16 protein-coding genes are annotated in these 19,753 nt (G+C 66.6%); 4 read left to right on the top strand and 12 right to left on the bottom strand.

The features are described 5' to 3' along the window. Positions 1-51: 51 nt before the first annotated feature. Positions 52-960 (top strand): LysR family transcriptional regulator, encoded by a 909-nt coding sequence (locus tag ASC94_RS19790; RefSeq protein ID WP_056399186.1) that lies wholly within the window; start codon positions 52-54, stop codon positions 958-960. Positions 961-1,553: 593 nt separating this feature from the next. On the opposite strand, the gene ASC94_RS19785 is transcribed toward ASC94_RS19790, so the two are convergent. Beyond that, positions 1,554-2,309, bottom strand: coding sequence for a sulfite exporter TauE/SafE family protein (locus ASC94_RS19785; RefSeq protein WP_056399180.1), 756 nt, complete (start codon positions 2,307-2,309; stop codon positions 1,554-1,556). 92 nt (positions 2,310-2,401) lie between these two features. Between ASC94_RS19785 and ASC94_RS19780 the strand changes: the two genes are divergently transcribed. Beyond that, positions 2,402-3,328 (top strand): LysR family transcriptional regulator, encoded by a 927-nt coding sequence (locus ASC94_RS19780; protein WP_056399177.1) that lies wholly within the window; start codon positions 2,402-2,404, stop codon positions 3,326-3,328. Here ASC94_RS19780 and ASC94_RS19775 read toward each other — a convergent pair. Next, positions 3,325-4,224 (bottom strand): LysR family transcriptional regulator, encoded by a 900-nt coding sequence (locus ASC94_RS19775; protein WP_056399175.1) that lies wholly within the window; start codon positions 4,222-4,224, stop codon positions 3,325-3,327. The two genes, ASC94_RS19780 and ASC94_RS19775, sit on opposite strands and share 4 nt — an antisense overlap. Before the next feature lie 108 nt (positions 4,225-4,332). Here ASC94_RS19775 and ASC94_RS19770 point away from each other — a divergent pair, with 108 nt between their 5' ends. After that, positions 4,333-5,298: a TerC family protein gene (locus tag ASC94_RS19770; RefSeq protein WP_056399169.1), complete on the top strand. Its 966-nt coding sequence runs from the start codon at positions 4,333-4,335 to the stop codon at positions 5,296-5,298. A 25-nt stretch (positions 5,299-5,323) separates the two neighbouring features. Continuing rightward, positions 5,324-5,737, top strand: coding sequence for a TerB family tellurite resistance protein (locus ASC94_RS19765; protein ID WP_056399165.1), 414 nt, complete (start codon positions 5,324-5,326; stop codon positions 5,735-5,737). Positions 5,738-5,799: 62 nt separating this feature from the next. On the opposite strand, the gene ASC94_RS19760 is transcribed toward ASC94_RS19765, so the two are convergent. The 10 genes from ASC94_RS19760 to ASC94_RS19715 all read right to left on the bottom strand — a co-directional run bounded on the left by ASC94_RS19760 (position 5,800) and on the right by ASC94_RS19715 (position 19,750). After that, a complete protein-coding gene (locus ASC94_RS19760; protein ID WP_056399163.1) occupies positions 5,800-6,531 on the bottom strand; it encodes a membrane integrity-associated transporter subunit PqiC in 732 nt (243 codons plus the stop codon). Further along, positions 6,528-8,141: an intermembrane transport protein PqiB gene (locus ASC94_RS19755; RefSeq protein WP_056399160.1), complete on the bottom strand. Its 1,614-nt coding sequence runs from the start codon at positions 8,139-8,141 to the stop codon at positions 6,528-6,530. The genes ASC94_RS19760 and ASC94_RS19755 overlap by 4 nt, the downstream gene beginning before the upstream one ends. Next, the gene (locus ASC94_RS19750) at positions 8,134-9,414 is read right to left on the bottom strand and encodes a paraquat-inducible protein A (protein WP_082616682.1); all 1,281 of its coding nucleotides are present in this window, start codon (positions 9,412-9,414) and stop codon (positions 8,134-8,136) included. The genes ASC94_RS19755 and ASC94_RS19750 overlap by 8 nt, the downstream gene beginning before the upstream one ends. 29 nt (positions 9,415-9,443) lie before the next feature. After that, positions 9,444-11,162, bottom strand: coding sequence for a bifunctional diguanylate cyclase/phosphodiesterase (locus ASC94_RS19745; protein ID WP_082616681.1), 1,719 nt, complete (start codon positions 11,160-11,162; stop codon positions 9,444-9,446). Then, complete coding sequence (locus tag ASC94_RS19740; protein WP_056399157.1) at positions 11,159-12,397, bottom strand: Zn-dependent hydrolase; 1,239 nt, start codon at positions 12,395-12,397, stop codon at positions 11,159-11,161. Before ASC94_RS19740 ends, ASC94_RS19745 begins: the two co-directional genes overlap by 4 nt. Positions 12,398-12,496: 99 nt before the next feature. After that, positions 12,497-13,891: a dihydropyrimidinase gene (gene hydA, locus ASC94_RS19735; RefSeq protein ID WP_056399151.1), complete on the bottom strand. Its 1,395-nt coding sequence runs from the start codon at positions 13,889-13,891 to the stop codon at positions 12,497-12,499. Positions 13,892-13,920: 29 nt separating this feature from the next. Continuing rightward, the gene (locus tag ASC94_RS19730) at positions 13,921-15,405 is read right to left on the bottom strand and encodes an NCS1 family nucleobase:cation symporter-1 (RefSeq protein WP_056399148.1); all 1,485 of its coding nucleotides are present in this window, start codon (positions 15,403-15,405) and stop codon (positions 13,921-13,923) included. A gap of 172 nt (positions 15,406-15,577) precedes the next feature. After that, the gene (gene preA, locus ASC94_RS19725) at positions 15,578-16,858 is read right to left on the bottom strand and encodes an NAD-dependent dihydropyrimidine dehydrogenase subunit PreA (RefSeq protein ID WP_056399145.1); all 1,281 of its coding nucleotides are present in this window, start codon (positions 16,856-16,858) and stop codon (positions 15,578-15,580) included. Continuing rightward, positions 16,858-18,225, bottom strand: coding sequence for an NAD(P)-dependent oxidoreductase (locus ASC94_RS19720; RefSeq protein WP_056399142.1), 1,368 nt, complete (start codon positions 18,223-18,225; stop codon positions 16,858-16,860). The genes preA and ASC94_RS19720 overlap by 1 nt, the downstream gene beginning before the upstream one ends. Before the next feature lie 22 nt (positions 18,226-18,247). Continuing rightward, positions 18,248-19,750 (bottom strand): CoA-acylating methylmalonate-semialdehyde dehydrogenase, encoded by a 1,503-nt coding sequence (locus tag ASC94_RS19715; protein WP_056399139.1) that lies wholly within the window; start codon positions 19,748-19,750, stop codon positions 18,248-18,250. Between the last annotated feature and the right edge of the window lie 3 nt (positions 19,751-19,753).

The following is a 19,753-nucleotide window of genomic DNA, read 5'->3' as shown; positions in this document are numbered from 1 at the left end:
CCGATGTAGAATTCATCAAATGAATAGTTTTTATTCATCCCAATAAACATCATGCATATATCCAAGGTCGACCTGAATCTGTTTGTCGTGTTCGACGCCATCTACACGGAAGGCAGCCTGACCCGCGCCAGCCTGAAAATGAACCTCACCCAGCCCGCCGTGAGCCACGCGCTGGCACGCCTGCGCCAGTTGCTGAACGATGCCTTGTTCGAGCGCCAGGGCCACGTGATGGTGCCCACGCCGCTGGCGCGCAGCATCATCGAGCCGGTGCGCCAGGCGCTGCGCGGGTTCGAGGTAACGCTGAGCGGCGCCGAGCGCTTCGACCCGGCCACCAGCGAGCGCACCTTCACGCTGGCCATGCGCGACGTGGTGGAGCCCACCATCCTGCCGCCGCTGATGGCACGCATCGCCTCGGCGGCGCCGTCGGTGGGTGTGAATGCGCTGCGTGTGGCACGCGGCGACCTGGAAGGCGAGCTCGCTGCCGGCAGCATCGACGCGGCGATCGATCTGCTGCTGCCGCTGTCCAAGGACATCCGCCAGATGCGGCTGCCGTCCGACCAGACGGTGGTGCTGGCGCGCGCCAGCCATCCGCAGGTGCAGCGGGCGCTGGACCTGGAGATGTATTTGCGGCAGGAGCATATCCAGGTCAGCTCGCGCCGCAGCGGGCCAAGCCTGGAGGACGTGGAGCTGAGCCGGCGCGGTCTGCAGCGGCGCATCCGCATGCGCTGCCAGCATTACTACACGGCGTGCACGGTAGTGAGCCAGACCGACCTGCTGCTCACCATGCCCGAGCGCTATGGCCAGGTGCTGAACCAGCAGTTCGGGCACCAGCTGCTGGCGCTGCCGCTGGAGCTGGCGCACATCGACAACCAGCTGTACTGGCACGCCAATGTGGACAGCGACCCCGCCAACCGCTGGCTGCGCGAGCAGATCGCCGAGGTGCTGAACACGCTGCCGTGACGCGCGGCGGGTTACGCGCGTCGCGCTAACCCGCCCTACGAATTCACGTCATGAGCACGCAACCCGCCGGGCTTAACGTCATGCGCACATAAACCGCCGGGTTTCACATCATGCGCACGTAATCCGCCCGTTTTCACGTCATGCGCACGTAACCCGCCGGGCTTCACGTCACGCGCACGTAATCCGCCGGGTTTCACGTCATGCGTATGTGACCCGCCGGGCTTCACGTCATGCGCACGTAACCCGCCGGGTTTCACGTCATGCGCACGTGACCCGCCGGGCTTCACGTCATGCGCACGTAACCCGCCGGGCTTCACGTCATGCGGCACGTAACCCGCCGGGCTTCACGTCATGCGCACGCAACCCGCCGGGCTTCACGTCATGCGCACGTAATCCGCCGGGTTTCACGTCATGCGGCACGTAACCCGCCGGACTTCACGTCATGCGCACGTAACCCGCCGGGTGTCACGTCATGCGGCACGTGGCCCGCCGGGCTTCACGTCATGCGGCACGTAACCCGCCGGACTTCACGTGATGCGGCACGTAGGGCGGGTTAGGTGCAAGGCACCGTAACCCGCCGAGCGCCGCTACGGTCAATGCCACGCCGCCTCCAGCGCCAGGTGCATCCCCAGCAACAGCAGCGCAAACAAAAAGCACTTGCGGAACACCTCCGGCGCCATGCGGTTGCGCAGGCGCTGTCCCAGCAGCATGCCCGCCACCGCCGGCAGCTGCGCCACGAATGACATCCCCGCCGCCGCCGGCTGCCAGGCCCCGCGCGCCGCCAGCGACACGGCCAGCGCCACCGTGGACACCGTGAACGCCAGTCCCATCGCCTGCACCAGCTCATCCTTCTCCAGCTCCAGCGCCTGCAGATAAGGCACCGCCGGTATCACGAACACGCCGGTAGCCGCCGTGATGGCGCCGGTAAGCGCCCCCACCGCCGGCGACATCACGCCCTCGCTGCCGCGCAGCCTCCAGCGCACCGACAGCAGCCCCATGGCCGCATACGCCACCAGCGCCACGCCGAGCACGCCGCTGGCCATCTTCGCGTCGGCCGCCAGCGCGCCTCCCGCCAGCGCATTTTCCGCCAACGTAGCCGCGCCAGTCCCGATACAGATGCCCGCCATCATCGGCCACAGGCGCTGCCACAGCGGATACACCGGCAAACCGGAAAGCAGCTGCCAGACATTCGTCAAAAGCGAAGGCACGATCAGCAGGGCCGCAGCCTCCACCGGCGGCATTACAAGGCTGAGCAGCGCCACCGCCACGGTCGGCAGCCCCATGCCGGTCACGCCCTTAACCATCCCTGCAAGCAGGAACACCACGGTGATGTAAATGATATTTTCCATAGCACGCAGTCTGGCACGGCGCGCCGGTAGCGAAAATGTGGAATATACTCAGCCTGCCTTCGGCTGATCCGAAGGCAGAACCGGGACACATCATGCGATTCGACCTCACCGACCTGCGCCTCTTCCTGCACGTGGCGGAAAGCGGCAGTATCACCGCCGGCGCCGAGCAGTCCCACCTGGCGCTGGCGTCGGCCAGCGCGCGCATACGCGGCATGGAGGAAGCGCTGGGCGTGCCGCTGCTGGAGCGCGGGCGGCGCGGCGTGGACCCCACCGAAGCGGGCCGCACGCTGCTGCACCACGCGCGCATGATCACCCAGCAAATGGAAAAGATGCGCGCCGACCTGGGCGAATACGCGTCCGGCCTGAAGGGGCACGTGCGGGTGCTGTGCAACACCTCGGCCCTGGCCGAATTCCTGCCCGACGCGCTGGCCGGCTTCATGGCCGCGCACCCGCAGGTGAATATCGACCTGGAGGAACGCCTCAGCTACGACATCGTGCAAGCCATCAAAGGCGGCCTGGCCGATATCGGCGTGGTCGCCGACTCGGTGGACAGTACCGGCCTGGAAACCTGTCCCTTCCGGGACGACCGCCTGGTGCTGGCGATGTCGCCGCAGCACCCGCTGGCCGCGCAGCTGAAACGCAAGCGCAGCGTGGCCTTCATCGACACACTGGGCTACGACTTCATCGGCCTGGCCGGCGACAGCGCGCTGCACAAATACATCGCCGGGCACGCCGCGCGGCTGGGCAAGCGGCTGATCTACCGGGTGCGCCTGCGCAGCCTGGACGCGGTGTGCCGCATGGCCGCCAGCGGCGCCGGCCTGGCCGTGCTGCCCGAATCGGCCGTACTGCGCGCCAGCGACGTGATGCACATCCGCCACGTCCAGCTGAGCGACCCGTGGGCCGTGCGCAAACTCCTGATCTGCATGCGCCACTACGGCGACCTGCCCGGCTACGCCCGCGAACTGGTGGACGCGCTGCGGCCGAAGGGGGACGGCCAGGCCGATGGTCTGGCCGACTAAGCCGCCAAGGTGCGCTGCGCGGCCTGGCTGATGGCCTGCGTGATGGGATGGCTGATGCGGCGCTCGGTGGTGATGGCGTACACGCGCTCGCGCAGCGCCGGCAGGCTGGCCACCACCACCACGCCGTACTGCTGGCACACGCGCCCCGCGATGGCGGCGGGCACGAAGAACAGCCCGGCGCCGGATTGGCCGAAGGCCTTGATCATGGCGCTGTCGTCGAACTCCCCCACCACGTGCGGATGCGCCACGTGCTCCTGCAGCCACTGCATCAGCCTGGGACGCACCGCGAAATCCTCGCCCGGCAGCAGCAGCGGCGCGTGGTTCAGGCAGGCGGGGAACGGCCCCTGCAAGCCTTCGGCCAGTGCCGGTGCTGCCAGCACCTGCAGGGCGCTCTCGCCCAGCAAGTGGTTGTAGCCCCGCACGTTCAAATGGCTGGGCATGGGGCGGTCGGCGATGATCAGATCCAGCCGGTGAACCGCCAGGTCGGCCAGCAGCGCGGCCAGGCGGCCCTCGCGGCAGATCAGCCGCGCTGGCGTCGGCAGCGTCAGCGCGGGCGCCACCAGTTCACAGGCGATGGCCTTGGACACCGAGTCGGACACGCCGACGCGGAAGGTGGCGGTGGCCGCCGCCGCCTGGTCGCGCACCACTTCCAGCAGCTCGTCGCCAGCACGGAAAATCTCCTCGGCGTGCAGCAGCATGCGCTGGCCGGTATCGGTCAGTTCCAGCCTGCGCCCCACGCGGCGGAACAGCTCCACGCCCAGGGTGCCGGCGAACTCGGTCAGCTGGCCCGAGATGGACTGCGGCGTCAGGTGCAGCTGCTCGGCCGCCTTGGCGATGCTGCCGGTGCGCGCCACCATCCAGAAATAACGCAAATGCTTGAAATTCAGGGCGGTCATGCAGGACTCCTCTATACATCGAATTTTTCGATTAGATGTCAAAGTATATTCGAATTGTTCGATGCAAGAAGAACGCCTACCATGCTCTTTCCATCAAGGAGGTGCACGATGAACGGATTGGAGCAATTCGCGACAGCGCCCATGTGGGCCAGCTTCGTCGTGTTCGTGCTGGCCATGCTGGCACTGGACTTATACGTCTTCGGCGGGAACAAGGCGCACAAGGTCACCGTGCGCGAAGCGGGCACCTGGTCATTGATCTGGTTCTCGCTTGCGCTGCTGTTCAACGCCGGCCTTTGGTGGTATCTGCAGGGTGCGGTGGGGCCTGAACTGGCCGAGCGCAAGGCGCTGGAATTCCTGTCCGGCTACCTGATCGAGAAGGCGCTGTCGGTCGATAACATCTTCATTTTCCTGCTGATCTTTTCGTCCTTCCACGTCAAGCCCGAGTACCAGCGCCGTGTGCTGATCTACGGCGTGCTGGGCGCCATCGTGATGCGCGCGGTGATGATCATGGCCGGCGCCTGGGTGGTGAGTGAATTCAGCTGGATGCTGTATGTGTTCGGCGCCTTCCTGGCCATTACCGGCATCCGCATGATGGTGGCGGCGGACCACGAGCCGGACTTGCAGAAGAATCCCGTGCTGCGCCTGGCGCGGCGCCACCTGCGGGTGGCGGACGGCGACCATGGCGAGAAGTTCTTCGTCTTCAAGGACGGCCTGCGCTACGTGACGCCGCTGTTCCTGGTGCTGATCCTGATCGAGGCGACCGACCTGGTGTTCGCGGTGGATTCGATTCCGGCCATTTTCGCCATCACGTCGGACCCGTTCATCGTGTTCACGTCCAACATGTTCGCCATCCTGGGTTTGCGGGCGCTGTACTTCCTGCTGGCCGATATTGCAGGCCGTTTCCACCTGCTCAAGTACGGCCTGGCGCTGGTGCTGGTGTTCATCGGCGCGAAGATGCTGATCATGCCGTGGTACCACATGCCGGTGCATATCTCGCTGTCGGTGGTGGCAACCCTGATCGCCGGCAGCGTGGTGGCCAGCCTGTACGCAACGCGCAAGACCCGGAATAACTGATTTCACCCGAAGAAGGAGCAACACAATGCGACATTATCCTCCCAACAGCGCCAGCGCGGCGGGCCGCATCCTGGCGCTGGCCATGGTGGTAGACGGCCAGATGGCGGCCTCCGAACTGCGGGCGCTGGAACGTTCGCGCCTGCTGGAGCATATCGATATCGGCCTGGACGCCTTCCACGACCTGGTACAGGACCTGTGCTACGACCTGCTGAACAGCAGCGTAAAGCACGACAACGTGGAGCTGGACCCGGCCACCATCGATGCGCTGCTGAACGACATCACGGACTCGGATCTGCGCCGCGAGCTGTTGCGCGGCATGTGGAACATCGCCGACGCCGACGGCGTGCTGGCCGACGGCGAGGCGAAGCTGCTGGCGCGGGCCTGCGCGATGTGGGCGGCCGAATCGCGCTTCATCACGGAGCCGGACCTGGCGCCGTAGCCTGGCCTGACGCGGCTCGCCTCAGGCGCTGGACCTGGATGGACGGCTGCGGGCGGCTGCCCTCAGGCGGCTGGCGCGGCAGCCGGGCAGGCCGCCGCAGTGCCGCCGGCTTGCGCGCGGATGGCCTGGGAGATATCGGCGGCAATCCGCGCGACCGCGCGGCGGTGGCCGGCCACCAGTGCGTCGTAGCCCGGCGCCACTTTTTCCTCGGCGGTGCTGCGGCAGGTGAGCACCTTGCCGCCGCCGCTGCTGCCGACCCTGCGCACGCTCCACACGGCGTCCACCAGCGCGTACTGCCCCGGTGCGGACTCGAAGCGCTGTACGCTGGTGCTCACCCGGTACACCGTGGCCTGCTCCGGCGTCGGCGTACGGAACACGTCGATGGCGCCCAGCTCGGACGTCACGCCCAGCGACAGCGCCTGCCCGATCTCGGACGCCAGCGGTGCCGCCCAGCGCTCCTGCTCCAGCAGCTCCACCCTGCCCGCGCCACTGGTCACCACCAGCTGGTTGCGGCTGACCTGCTGCGGCACCGTGACAGCCTGCAGTTCAACGTACAGCGGCGGCGCTGCTGCTGCTGCCGGTGCTGCTGCGGCGGCAGCAGCACCGGCGGTGCCGGCACCAGGCGCGCCCTGTGCGGCGCGGCCGGCCGCCGATTGCGGCGCGGCGCCTGCCGTCAGGCTGTAGAAGCGCTCCACCGGCAGCGAGCCGGCGCAACCGGCCAGCAACATGGCGCAAGCCGACCCGGCTGCCAGTGCGGCGGCCGGCAGGATGCGTTCACGGAAGGACTGCGTCATTTCTTGTCTCCTTGCTTGCCCCGGATCAGCGACTCGGGATGGCGTTCCAGGTAATCGGACAGCGCGTTCAGCGATTGCATGGTCTGCGTCAGCTGCTGCAGCGCTTCGCGCAGGTCCGACTGCACCGGTGAATCCTTCTGCAGCAACAGCTCGGCCGTGCCGAAAGTCTGCCGCGCCGCGCCCAGCGTATCCTTCATTTCCGGCACCACCTGCGCGTCGAGCTGCTTGAACAGCGCATTGGCATTCTTCAGCGTGGCGTTCAGGTTGTTGCCGATGTCGGCGAACGGCACCTGGTCCAGCTTGCGCGCGATGCTGGCGATCTGCGTCTGCAGCTCCTCCAGGCTGTTCGGCACTGTCGGAATCTCAAGCGGCACGGCGTCCACGTCCAGCTTCACCTGTGCCGAACTGGGGAAGAAATCCAGCGCAATGTACAGCTGCCCGGTCAGCAGGTTCCCGGTGCGCAGCTGCGCGCGCAAGCCACGGCTCACCATGCGTTCCAGCACTTCGGAACCGGCCTTGCCTTCCGGGTCTGCCGCCAGCGCCTGCTGGAAGCGCTTGCCCAGCCGCGCCGGGTACAGGTCCACCGTGACCGGCATGCGGAAGCTCTTCTTCTTCGGATCGAACTCCACGCCCACCGAGCGCACTTCGCCCAGCACGATGCCGCGGAAGTCCACCGTGGCGCCGGGCTGCAGGCCGCGCAGCGACTGGTCGAAATAGAACACGCTGGAAATCGGCTGCCCGTCCGGCTCGCGCATGGCGCTGGCCTGGTCGTCCGCCAGCAGGAACTCCGAACCGCCAGGCGCCACCGCGTCCGGCTTGTGCCCGCTCATGGATTCAAACGCGATGCCCCCCACCAGCAGCGCCGCCAGCGACTGTGTGTTCAGCTTGAAGCCCGACGAATCGAGCCGCAGGTCCACGCCGCTGGCATGCCACCAGCGCGTGTTCTTGCCCACGTGCTGGTCATACGGTGCATTCACGAACACGCGCATGCTCACCCCCGTGCCCTTGGGCTCCAGCGCGAAGTCGATCACCTGCCCCACCTGGATGCGGCGGTAGAAAACCGGCGAGCCGATATCGATCGAGCCCAGCGTGTCCGCATGCAGCGTGAACTGGCTGCCCTTCTGGTCCACCGTTACCGGCGGCGCGCGCTCCAGACCCGTGAACCTCGTGGTGCCCAGCACGCCCTTGCCCGCATCCACGCCGATGTAGGCGCCGGACAGCAATGTGCCCAGGCCGGACACACCGGATGCGCCCACGCGCGGCCGCACCACCCAGAAGCGCGTGTCGGCCGCCGTGAAGCGCTTGGCTTCCTTGGTCATCTCTATCGTCACCAGCACCTTGGACAAGTCCTCCTGCAGCGCGATGCTGCGCACGATGCCGATGTCCACGTCCTTGTACTTCACCTTGGTCTTGCCCGCCTCCAGGCCGTCGCCGCTGCGGAAGCTCACCTCCACCACCGGCCCCTGGTCCAGCACCGACTTGGCCACCAGGCCCAGGCCGATCAGCGCCGCCAGCAACGGCACCAGCCACACCAGAGACGGCAGCCAGCGGCTGCCCCTCTCCACCTGCGGCTCGGGTAGCACGGGAAGTTCGCCTTCTTTGTCAGGCATGGTTCTCTCCAGATTTCTGTACAGGATCCCAGATCAGGCGGGGATCGAATTGCAGGGACGCCAGCATGGTCAGTACCACCACCGCGCAGAAGGCCAGCGCGCCCGGTCCGGCGGTGATCACGGCCAGGGAACTGAAACGCACCAGCGCCACGGTGAGCGTGATGACGAAAATATCGAGCATGGACCAGCGGCCCACAAACTCCACCATCCGGTACAGCACCGTGCGCTGGCGCGGCCGCCAGCGCGAGCCGCGCTGCGAGGTGTAGGCCAGCAGCGCCAGCGCGCCCAGCTTGGCCACCGGCACCACGATGCTGGCGATGAAGATGATGGCCGCCAGCGCCGGCGAGCCGCTGTTCCAGAAGTAGACCACGCCGCTGATGATGGTGTCGTCATCCTTGCCGAACAGCGAGTGGGTGTACATCACCGGCAGCAGGTTGGCCGGGATGTAGAGGATGGCCGCGCCCAGCAGCAGCGCCCAGGTGCGGTTTATGCTGTCGGGCAGGCGGTGGTGCAGGGTGCTGCCGCAGCGGGCGCAGTGCTGGCGCCCTCCGCGCGCGTGCGCGCCGCCGTCGGCCGCCACCAGGCCGCAGGCGTGGCAGGCCAGCGGATGGACGCCGGCGGCCAGGGCCTTGTAGCGCATCGGCTGCCGGCCCGGCGGCTGCAGCCGCTCGCCGACCAGCCACAGGGCGCGCGGATCGAAGGACACCACCACCGTCAGCAGCAGCGTCAGCGCGCCGAAGGCGAACAGCCCCGGCTGCGCCTCGACCTGCGCCAGGCTGGTCATCTTGATTATGGTGATCAGGATGCCGATCATCAGCACCTCGGTCATGCCCCACTGGCGCGCCTTGCGCACGGCGCGCAGCAGACGGTGGAAGCCGGGCGGCTGGTAGCCGGCGCGCAGCGCCAGCGTCACGTACAGCAGCGCGCCCAGTTCAATGGCCGGAAAGGCGATGGTAAACAGCAGCACGTTCACCGCCACCACCTGCATATTCTCTTGCCACAGCACGCGGATGGCGCCCATCAGCGTGGCGCTGGTGGTGTAGCCGTTCACGTCCAGCTGCACGATGGGGAAGAACTGCGCAATCAGGAACACGATGATGGCGCCCAGCGTGACGGCGGCGATCCGCTCCAGGTTGGGCGGCGCGCCCCGGTACAGCACCGAGCCGCAGCGCGCACAGCGTGCCTTCTCGCGCGGCGCCAGCGGGCGGCGGCGATACAGCAAGCCGCAATCGTGGCAGCTGATCAGGTCGTGTCGATGCGCGGGTTCTTGCACAGGGTCTTATTCGCGTGGGCCAGCCTGCATCATACGTGAAAACCGGCCAGCGACGCCTGTGCGATGAAGGCCGCCAGCGCATCCGGCGCCAGCGGCTTGCTGTACAAATAGCCCTGGAACAGATGGCAGCCGCCCTCCTCGACCATGGCCAGCTGGGCGTCCGTCTCCACGCCTTCGGCCATCACTTCGATGCGCAGCGCCTTGCCCAGGCCGGCGATGGTGTGCACGATGGCTTTGCCATGCCGGCCGGTGCCGGCGTCCCAGATGAAGGATCGGTCTATCTTGAGCTGCTCCAGCGGCAGCCGGTGCAGATAGGACAGCGACGAATAGCCGGTGCCGAAATCGTCCAGCGAGAAGCCCACCCCCACCTCCCTCAGACGCTCCATGCGGGCGATGGTCGCTTCCACGTCCTTGAGCAGCAGGCTCTCGGTCAGCTCCAATTTCAGCCGGCCCGGGTTCGCCCCGGTATCGGCCAGCGCCTGCAGCACCTGCTCCACGAAGTCCGGCCGGTGGAACTGCTGCGCACTGACATTGACAGCCATGCGCAGCCCTTCGGTACGGGGCTGCGCCGCCCAGCGCGCCAGCTGGGCACAGGCGGTACGCAGCACCCAGCTGCCGAGCGGGATGATGATGCCGGTTTCCTCGGTCAAAGGAATGAACTCGCCCGGCTGCACCATGCCGCGCTGCGGGTGGCGCCAGCGCAGCAGCGCCTCGGCCCCCGTCATCCGCTGGCGCAGGTCGCACTGGGGCTGGTAGTGCAGCTCGAACCGGCCCTCGTTCAGGGCCTGCCGCAAGTCAGCCTCCAGGGCTGCGCGGGCCGCCACGCGCTGCTCCATGCCGGCCTCGAACCAGGTGCTGGTATTGCGCCCCGCCGCCTTGGACTGGTACATGGCCAGGTCGGCCCGCTTGAGCACCTCTTCCGTGCTGCCGCTGCTGCGGTCGATAATCGTGACACCCACGCTGGGCGTGCTGTAGTGCTGCACCCCCTCGATGTCGAACGGCGCGTCGAAGGCGCGCAGGATCTTCCCGGCCACCTCGCGCGCGTGCTGCGCGGCGGCCTCGCCGCTCTCGCCCACGCCTTCCAGCAGCACCACGAATTCGTCGCCGCCGAAGCGCGCCACGGTGTCGCTGGCCCGCACCGACTCCTTCAGGCGTCCGGCCACCTGCTGCAGCAGCAGGTCGCCCTTGTCGTGGCCGCGCGCATCGTTGACGGACTTGAAGTTGTCCAGGTCGATGAACAGCACCGCGCCGCAATACTGGCTGCGCCGGAAGCGCTCCAGCGCCTGGCCGACGCGGTCCACCAGCAGCTGGCGGTTGGGCAGGCCGGTCAGGCGGTCGAAAAAGGCCAGCTTGTGAAACGCGGCTTCCTGCGCCTTGCGCGTGCTGATGTCGAGGAAGTAGATCGCCAGGCCTTCGTCCGAGGGATAGGCGCGCACTTCGGTCCACAGGTCCAGCGGCGCGTAGTATTCTTCGAACAGCACCGAGCTGCGGGTGGCGACGGCGCGGTGGTAAGCCTGGTAGTACGGGCCGCCCACCGCTTCCGGAAAACGCTGCCAGATATTCATGCCCAGCACTTCGGCACGCTTGCACTGCAGCAGCCGCTCGGCTTCGCGGTTGATGAAGGTGAGACGCCACTGCCGGTCCAGCATCAGGAAGGCGTCGGAGATATTATCGAGGGTGCAAGCGAGCCGCACGCCCAGCCGCTGGGCTTCCGTTTCCGTCGGCGGCGGGCGTGGATCGCTTGTCATTGCATGGCTCTGGCCCGCTCCAGCATGGCGTGCAGCAGCACGTTGCAGCCGGCTTCGAGGTGTTCGGCTTTCGCGTCCTCGATTTCATTGTGGCTGATGCCATCCTTGCAGGGCACGAAGATCATGCCGGCCGGCGCCACGCGCGCCGCGTAGATGGCGTCGTGCCCGGCGCCGGACACCACGTCCATGGTGGAGTAGCCCAGCTTGGCCGTGGCGCTGCGCACCGCGTCCACGCAGTCCGGGTGGAAGGGGCACGGCGGATAATAGGACACCCGCTCGATCTTGATGCCGAGGCCCGTTTCGCAGCGCGTCTTGTCGATGAAGGCCAGCATTTCCTCGTGCATGGTGTTGAGCAGTTCGTCGTTCACGTTACGCAAGTCTATGCTGAATTTCACCTCGCCGGGGATAACGTTGCGGCTATTGGGAAAAACCTGCAACATGCCAACGGTGCCCCGGCCGTAAGGCGGATAGCGGTTCGCTATCGACACCACCTCCTGGATGATGCGGGTCGACACCTGCATGGCGTCCTTGCGCAGGTGCATGGGCGTGGGGCCGGCATGCGCCTCCATGCCGGTGACGGTGCAGTCGTACCAGGACAGTCCCATCACGGCCGGCACCACGCCGATAACCTTGTCCTCGTCCTCCAGCACCGGGCCCTGCTCGATGTGGGTTTCAAAATAGGCGCCGATGGGATGCTCGCCGGGCACCTGCTCGCCCTTGTAGCCAATGCGCTCCAGCTCTTCGCCCACGGTCTTGCCCTCGGTGTCCCGGGCGGCGTAGGCGTGTTCCAGCGTGAAAGCGCCGCAGAACACGCCGGAACCCATCATCACGGGCACGAAGCGCGAGCCTTCCTCGTTGGTCCAGAACGCCACCTCGATAGGCGCTTCGGTGCGGATGCCGTGATCGTTCAGCGTGCGCACCACTTCTATGCCGGCCAGCACGCCGTAATTGCCGTCGAATTTGCCGCCGGTGGGCTGGGTGTCGATATGGCTGCCGGTCATGATGGGTGGCAGCGCGTTGTTGGTGCCGCTGCGGCGCATGAAGACATTGCCGATCTGGTCGATGGTGATGCTCATGCCGGCTTCCCTGGCCCAGCCGACCACCAGGTCGCGGCCTTGCTTGTCCAGGTCCGTCAGGGTGAGGCGCTTGACGCCGCCCTTTTCCGTGGCGCCGATCTTGGCCAGTTCCATCAGCGATGCCCACAGACGGTCGCCGTTAACGCGCAGTTCACTCATATCCATCTCCTTCAAATGTGCTTCATACCGTAGGGCGGGTTAGCGGAACGCGTAACCCGCCGAGCTGGTGCCGCCGGCGGCAATTGCCGGGTTACGCGGTCAGGCGGCACTGACGGGCTTGAAAGCCGGGCGGTCGATGTGGCGGCCGGCGCCTTCCTTCGCGCGCAGCTCACCTTTGTGCCAGACCACGTTCCCCGCCGCCAGCGTGGTGGTCGGGATGCCCTTCACCGTGCGGCCCTCGAACACATTGAAGCCGCCTTTGGCGTGCTGGGTGCTGGCCGAAATGGTGCGCGTGGCTTCGGGGTCCCACACCACGATGTCGGCGTCCGAGCCCACCGCGATCAGGCCCTTGCGCGGGTAGATGTTGAAGATCTGCGCAGCGTTGGCCGACGTGACCTTGACGAACTCGGACGGCGTGAGGCGGCCGGTGTTCACGCCGGCGTCCCAGATCACCGCCATGCGGTCTTCCACGCCGCCGCAGCCGTTGGGGATCTTGCTGAAATCGTTCTTCCCGGCCGCCTTCTGCTCGGCGCAGAAGGTGCAATGGTCAGTGGCGGTGGTGTGCAGGTTCCCGCCCTGCAGGCCGTGCCACAACGCGGCCTGGTGCTGCTTGCTGCGGAAGGGTGGGCTCATCACGTGCGCCGCCGCGAACGCGAAGTCCTCGTGCTGGTACACGCTGTCGTCGATGATCAGGTGGCCGGCCAGCGCCTCGCCGTACACGCGCTGGCCCTTGGCGCGCGCCCGCGTGATCGCGTCCAGCGACTCCTGGCAGGACACGTGCACGATGTAGAGCGGCGTATGCATCACGTCCGCGATGGCGATGGCGCGGTTGGCCGCCTCCGCTTCCACCGCCGGTGGGCGCGACAGCGGATGCGAGCTTGGCCCGGTCAGCCCCTGGCGGATCAGGTCCTGCTGCAGCTGGAACACCAGTTCGCCGTTCTCGGCGTGCACGGTGGGAATGGCGCCCAGCTCCAGGCAGCGGCGGAAGCTCTTCACCAGCGTTTCATCGTCGGCCATGATAGCGTTCTTGTAGGCCATGAAGTGCTTGAAGCTGTTCACGCCATGGTCGCGCACCAGCGTGCCCATGTCGCGGTGCACCGACTCATCCCACCAGGTGATGGCGACGTGGAAGGTGTAATCGCCGGCCGCCTTCTGCGCCCAGCCGCGCCACTGGTGGTAAGCCTCCATCAGCGATTGCTGCGGGCTGGGAATGACGAAATCGATAATGGTGGTGGTGCCGCCGGCCAGGCCGGCGGCGGTGCCGGTGAAAAAGTCGTCCGCCGTCACCGTGCCCATGAAGGGCAGGTTCATGTGCGTGTGCGGGTCTATCCCGCCCGGCATCACGTACTGGCCGCTGGCGTCGATGACAGTGGCCGACGAGGGCGCGTCCAGGTTCTCGCCAACGGCGACGATCTTGTCGCCGTAGCACAGCACATCGGCCTTGAACGCCCGGTCGGCGTTGACGACGGTGCCGCCGCGAATAATCGTGGTCATGTTGCGGTTCTCCAAACGTAGTGCTGCGATTAAGGTTGTGCCGCCGGCCGCAAGGTCGCTGCGGCGCGGCCCTTCATCATGACGCCGTAGACCAGCGCCGAGATGGCGATGCCGACGAACCAGGCATAGGTATAAATCGTTTTGAACGCATCGCCCACGCCGGGGAAAGACGCTGGAAAGGCCGCGTTCAGGAAGCCCGGAATATTTGGCGCCACGCCCAGGACGAAGGCGACGATGGCCGCGCTGTTCCAGCCGGAGCCGTAGGAATACTGGCCGTCCTCGCGGTACAGCTGCTCCACGTTCAGCTCTGTTTTCCGGATCAGGTAGTAGTCGATGATGAGGATGCCCGCGATGGGGCCCAGCAGCGCCGAGTAGCCGATCAGCCAGGTGAAGATATAGCCCTGGGTGGATTCCAGCAGCTTCCACGGCATCATGACGATGGCGATGGACGCGGTGATGTAGCCGCCCGCGCGGTAGCTGATGTGCCGCGGTGCCAGCGCGGAAAAGTCGTACGCCGGGCCGACCAGGTTGGCGGCCAGGTTCACGCTGACGGTGTCGATCAGCAGGATCACCAGCGCCACCAGCACGGCCACGCCGGTCATGCGGCTGGCCAGGTCCACAGGGTCCCAGATCGCCTTGCCGTACAGGACCACCGTGGCGGAGGTGACGATCACCGCCAGCGCGGCCAGCAGCCCCATGGGCACCGGCAGGCCGACGCTCTGGCCCACCAGCTGGTCGCGCTGGGACTTGGCGAAGCGGGTGAAGTCGGGAATGTTCAGGGCCAGCGTGGCCCAGAAGCCCACCATGGCGGTCAGCGAAGGCCAGAAGGTGGACCAGAACTGGCCGGCCTTCTTGCCGCCTTCGACGAACTGCGAGGGCTGGTCAAGCAGCGGGCCGAAGCCGCCGGCCTTCTGGTACACCCAGCCGAGCAGCACGAAGCAGATCAGGATCTTCAGCGGCGCGGTGTAGGTCTCCAGCTTGCGGATGGCGTCCATGCCGTGCACGATGTACCAGAACTGGATGCCCCAGAAGGCCAGGAAGCACAGCAGCTGCATGCCGTTGATGCCCAGGCCGGCAATCCTGGCGCCGCCGATTTCGCCGCCCAGCAGCACGCCGATCAGTGTGTAGATCATCTGGCCGCCGAACCAGGTCTGGATGCCGTACCAGCCGCAGGCGACGATGGCCCGCATCAGCGCCGGCAGCCGCGCGCCGGCGGTGCCGAAGGAGGCCCGCGCCAGCACCGCGTAGGGGATGCCGTACTTGGTGCCCGCGTGGCCGATGGCCAGCATGGGCAGCAGCACGATGGCGTTGGCAAGGAAGACGGTGAAGACGGCCTGGTAGGCAGACATGCCGCCTTCGATCAGGCTGGCCGACAGGGTGTAGGCCGGGATGCACATCACCATGCCGACCCACAGGGCGGCAAAGTGATACCAGCGCCAGGTTCGCTGGGCGGCGCTGGTGGGCGCCAGGTCTTCGTTCCAGAGTTGGGTGCTGCCGGACAAATCGTTGTTCACTGCATCTCTCCCGGAAGTTGCGGGTTCTTGGCGGCTTATTGGAGGCGCTTGGCGGCTCTTGGCGGGTTACGAGCTTCGCTCTAACCCGCCCTACGTGATACTGCGCCCGGGTGGCCGTGCGCGGTTCGTAGGGCGGGTCAGGCGGCACGCCGTAACCCGCCATATCTTACCCTTACGCGGCTTTGACCTCGCGCCGCGGATTGCGCGGATCCTGCGTCCAGTTCATATACGGCTTGCCGGTCTCCTGCGGCACCATGGTGATACAGCCTTGCACGGGACAAGTGATCTCGCACAGGTTGCAGCCCACGCACTCTTCCTTGATCACCTCGTACGTGCGCACACCCGCCGCATCGATCAGCTGCGCGATGGACTGGTGCGAGGTGTCCTCGCAAGCCACGTAACAGCGCCCGCACTTGATGCATTCGTCCTGGTTGATCTGCGCAATCACCTGGTAATTCATGTCCAGGTATTTCCAGTCCGTGGTGTTGGCCACGGCCTTGCCGGTGAACTCGCCGATCGTCCGGTAGCCCTTCTCGTCCATCCAGCGCGACAGCCCGTCCTTCATCTCCTCCACGATGCGGAAGCCGTGCAGCATGGCCGCCGTGCACACCTGCACGCAGCCGGCGCCCAGCGCGATGAACTCGGCCGCGTCCTGCCAGTTGCCGATGCCGCCGATGCCCGAAATCGGCAAGCCCCTGGTCTGCGGGTCGCGCGCGATCTCGGCCACCATGTTCAGCGCGATCGGCTTGACGGCCGAGCCGCAGTAGCCGCCGTGCGTGCTGGCGTTGCCCACGGCCGGGAAGGCCACCATGCGGTCCAGGTCCAGGTGGGTGATGGAGTTGATGGTGTTAATCAGCGATACCGCATCCGCCCCGCCGGCCTTGGCCGCGCGCGCCGGCGCCCGCACGTCGGTGATGTTGGGCGTGAGCTTGACGATGACCGGCAGCTTGCTGTGCGTCTTGCACCAGCGCGTCACCATTTCCACGTACTCGGGTACCTGGCCCACGGCTGCGCCCATGCCGCGCTCCGGCATGCCGTGCGGGCAGCCAAAGTTCAGCTCGATACCGTCCGCACCGGTCGCTTCGACCAGCGGCAGGATGTCGGCCCACAGCTTTTCCTCGCAGGGCAGCATCAGCGACACCACGATGGCGCGGTCCGGCCAGGCCTTCTTCACTTCGGTGATTTCGCGCAGATTGATTTCCAGCGAGCGGTCGGTGATCAGCTCGATGTTGTTGAAGCCCAGGACTTCACGGTTCTTGCCGTAGTGCGCCGAATAGCGCGACGACACGTTGACGGCGGCGGGATCCTCGCCCAGCGTTTTCCACACCACGCCGCCCCACCCGGCTTCGAATGCGCGCACCACGTTGTACGCCTTGTCGGTCGGCGGCGCGGAGGCCAGCCAGAACGGGTTAGGCGATTTGATGCCGCAGAAGTTGACGCTCAGATCGGCCATTATGCAGCCTCCACTTTCGAAAGGATATCGTGATGAATCGCCTGCGCTGCCAGCTTCCCGTGCTGCACCGCCTGCACCGTCAGGTCCTGCCCCGGCGCCACGCAGTCGCCGCCTGCATACACGCCTGGCACCACGGTGCGGTAATGTTCGTCCACGTGGATTTTGTCGCCTTCGCGCGCAATGGTGGACGCCATGGCGTCCGACAGGCTGGCGCCGTCCATGCTCTGGCCGATGGCCTTGAACACGGCGTCGGCCGGCAGCTCGAAGGTGATGCCGGTGCCGACCAGGCGGCCGTTTTCCAGCACGGTGTTTTCGAAGCGCATGCCGCACACCTTGCCGTCGCCGTCCAGCAGCACCTGCTGCGGCGCGGCCCAGGTGCGCATGCGTACTTGGTTGGCCTTGGCGATGTCCTGCTCGTGGCGGGTGGCGCTCATGTCGCCGAAGCCGCGCCGGTACACCAGCGTCACTTCCTCCGCGCCCAGGCGCTGGATCTGCACCGCCATGTCGATGGCGGTGTTGCCGGCGCCGATGACGATGGCGCGCTTGGGCACCGGCAGCTTGCTCAGGTCGGAGGCCTGGCGCAGCTCCGCGATATAGTCCACCGCGGCCAGCAGGCCGGGCGCGTCCTCGCCGGTCAGGCCCAGCTGGCGCGACGCGCCCAGTCCCAGGCCGAGGAACACGGCGTCGTACTGCGCGTGCAGGTCTTTGAGCTGCACATTGGCGCCCAGCTTCTGGCCGTGGCGCACTTCGATGCCGCCTATGCCGAGCAGGAATTCCACTTCCTTCTGCGCGAAGTCGTTGGTCAGCTTGTACCTGGCGATGCCGTATTCATTCAGGCCGCCGGATTTTTCCTGCGCCTCGTAGATCACCACCTCGTTGCCCAGCATGGCCAGGCGGTGCGCACAGGACAGGCCCGCCGGGCCCGCGCCCACCACGGCGATCTTCTTGCCGGTGGCGGGCGCGCGCTGGAACGGGTGCTGCGTGATGGTCATGTTGTCCAGCGCGTAGCGCTGCAACAGGCCGATCTTCACCGGCTGGCCTTCCGCGTCGTGGTTGCGCACGCAGGCGTCCTCGCACAGGATCTCGGTGGGGCAGACGCGCGAGCAGCTGCCGCCGAGGATGTTCTGCTTGAGGATGCCGACCGCAGCGCCGTTGACGTTGTGGTCGTGGATGTTGCGGATGAAGCTGGCCACGTCGATCTCCGACGGGCAGATGCGCGTGCAGGGCGCATCGTAGCAGTACAGGCAGCGCGCGCTTTCTATCGCCGCCTGGCGCGCCGTCAGCGGCGGCGCCAGGTCGGTGAAGTGCTCGCCCAACTCGGCGTTCGTGGCTTTCGGCTGCGGCAGGTGTGTGAGTGTGGCGATCATGTTTTATCCCGGCTCTAAAGTGTCACTTCATCTGCGGAAATGCAAATTCCGCGCCAGCGCTGGCAGTATTGGGCCAGCGCTGCATCACGGCCTTGTGGCGCGTGTAGAAACGCACGCCTTCCGGACCGTAGGCGTGGTGGTCGCCGAACAGGCTGCGCTTCCATCCGCCGAAACTGTTGAAGGCCATCGGCACCGGCAGCGGCACATTCACGCCCACCATGCCGACCTGGATCTGGCGCACGAATTCGCGCGCCACGCCGCCGTCGCGCGTGAAGATGGCTACGCCGTTGCCGTATTCATTGCTGTTGATGAGCTCCACGGCGTGCACCACGTCCGGACAGCGCATCACGCACAGCACGGGGCCGAAGATCTCTTCCTTGTAGATGGTCATGTCGGACGTCACATGGTCGAACAAGGTGCCGCCGACGAAGAAGCCGTTCTCGCGTCCGGGCACCTTGAAATCGCGGCCGTCCACCACCAGGGTGGCGCCCTGCTCCACGCCTTCGCCGATCAGGCGCTCGATGCGCTGCTTGGCCGCGCTGGTGACCACGGGCCCCATTTCGGCGCCTTCCTCCATGCCGTCGCGTACTTTCAGTGCGGCGGTGCGCTGTTTCAGTGCGCCCACCAATTTGTCGCCCGCGTCGCCCACCGCCACCACCACCGAGATCGCCATGCAGCGTTCGCCGGCCGAGCCGTAGGCTGCGCCCATCAGCGCGTCCACCGCCATGTCCATGTCGGCGTCCGGCATCACCACCATGTGGTTCTTGGCGCCGCCCAGCGCCTGAACGCGCTTGCCGCTTGCGCTGCCACGCGCATAGATGTATTCGGCGATAGGCGTGGAGCCGACGAAACTCACCGCCTGCACCACCGGATGGTCGAGCAGCGCATCCACCGTCACCTTGTCGCCCTGGACCACGTTGAACACACCGTCCGGCAGCCCTGCTTCCTTCAGCAGTTTCGCATGCAGCAGCGAAGGCGAAGGGTCGCGCTCGGAAGGCTTGAGCACAAAGGTGTTGCCGCAGGCGATGGCGACCGGGAACATCCACATCGGCACCATCACCGGGAAGTTGAACGGCGTGATGCCCGCCACCACGCCCAGCGGCTGGCGCATCGACCAGGCGTCGATGCCGCGCGAGATCTGGTCGGTGAACTCGCCTTTCAGCAGCTGCGGAATGCCCACCGCGAACTCCACCATCTCGATGCCGCGCGCCACTTCGCCCTGCGCGTCGCTGAAGGTCTTGCCGTGCTCGCGCGTGAGCATGGCGGCGAATTCATCGGTGTGCTGCTGGCACAGCTGCAGGTACTTGAACAGCACGCGTGCGCGCGTCAGCGGCGGCGTGGCGGACCAGGACGGGAAGGCGGCGGCGGCGGCCTGCACGGCCGCGTCCACTTCCTCCGCCGTGCCCAGCGCCACGCGCGCCACAGGCTCACCCAGCGCGGGATTGAACACGTCGCCATAACGGCCGCTCGCCGTATCGGCCTTGGCGCCGTTGATGAAATGGGTGATGGTGTCGAGATTGCTCATGCT

Source organism: Massilia sp. Root418, assembly GCF_001425265.1.
In the GTDB taxonomy this organism is placed as follows: domain Bacteria; phylum Pseudomonadota; class Gammaproteobacteria; order Burkholderiales; family Burkholderiaceae_D; genus Rugamonas.
The sequence above is the reverse complement of the archived record's forward strand: the minus strand, read 5'-3'. Positions and strand labels throughout refer to the sequence as shown.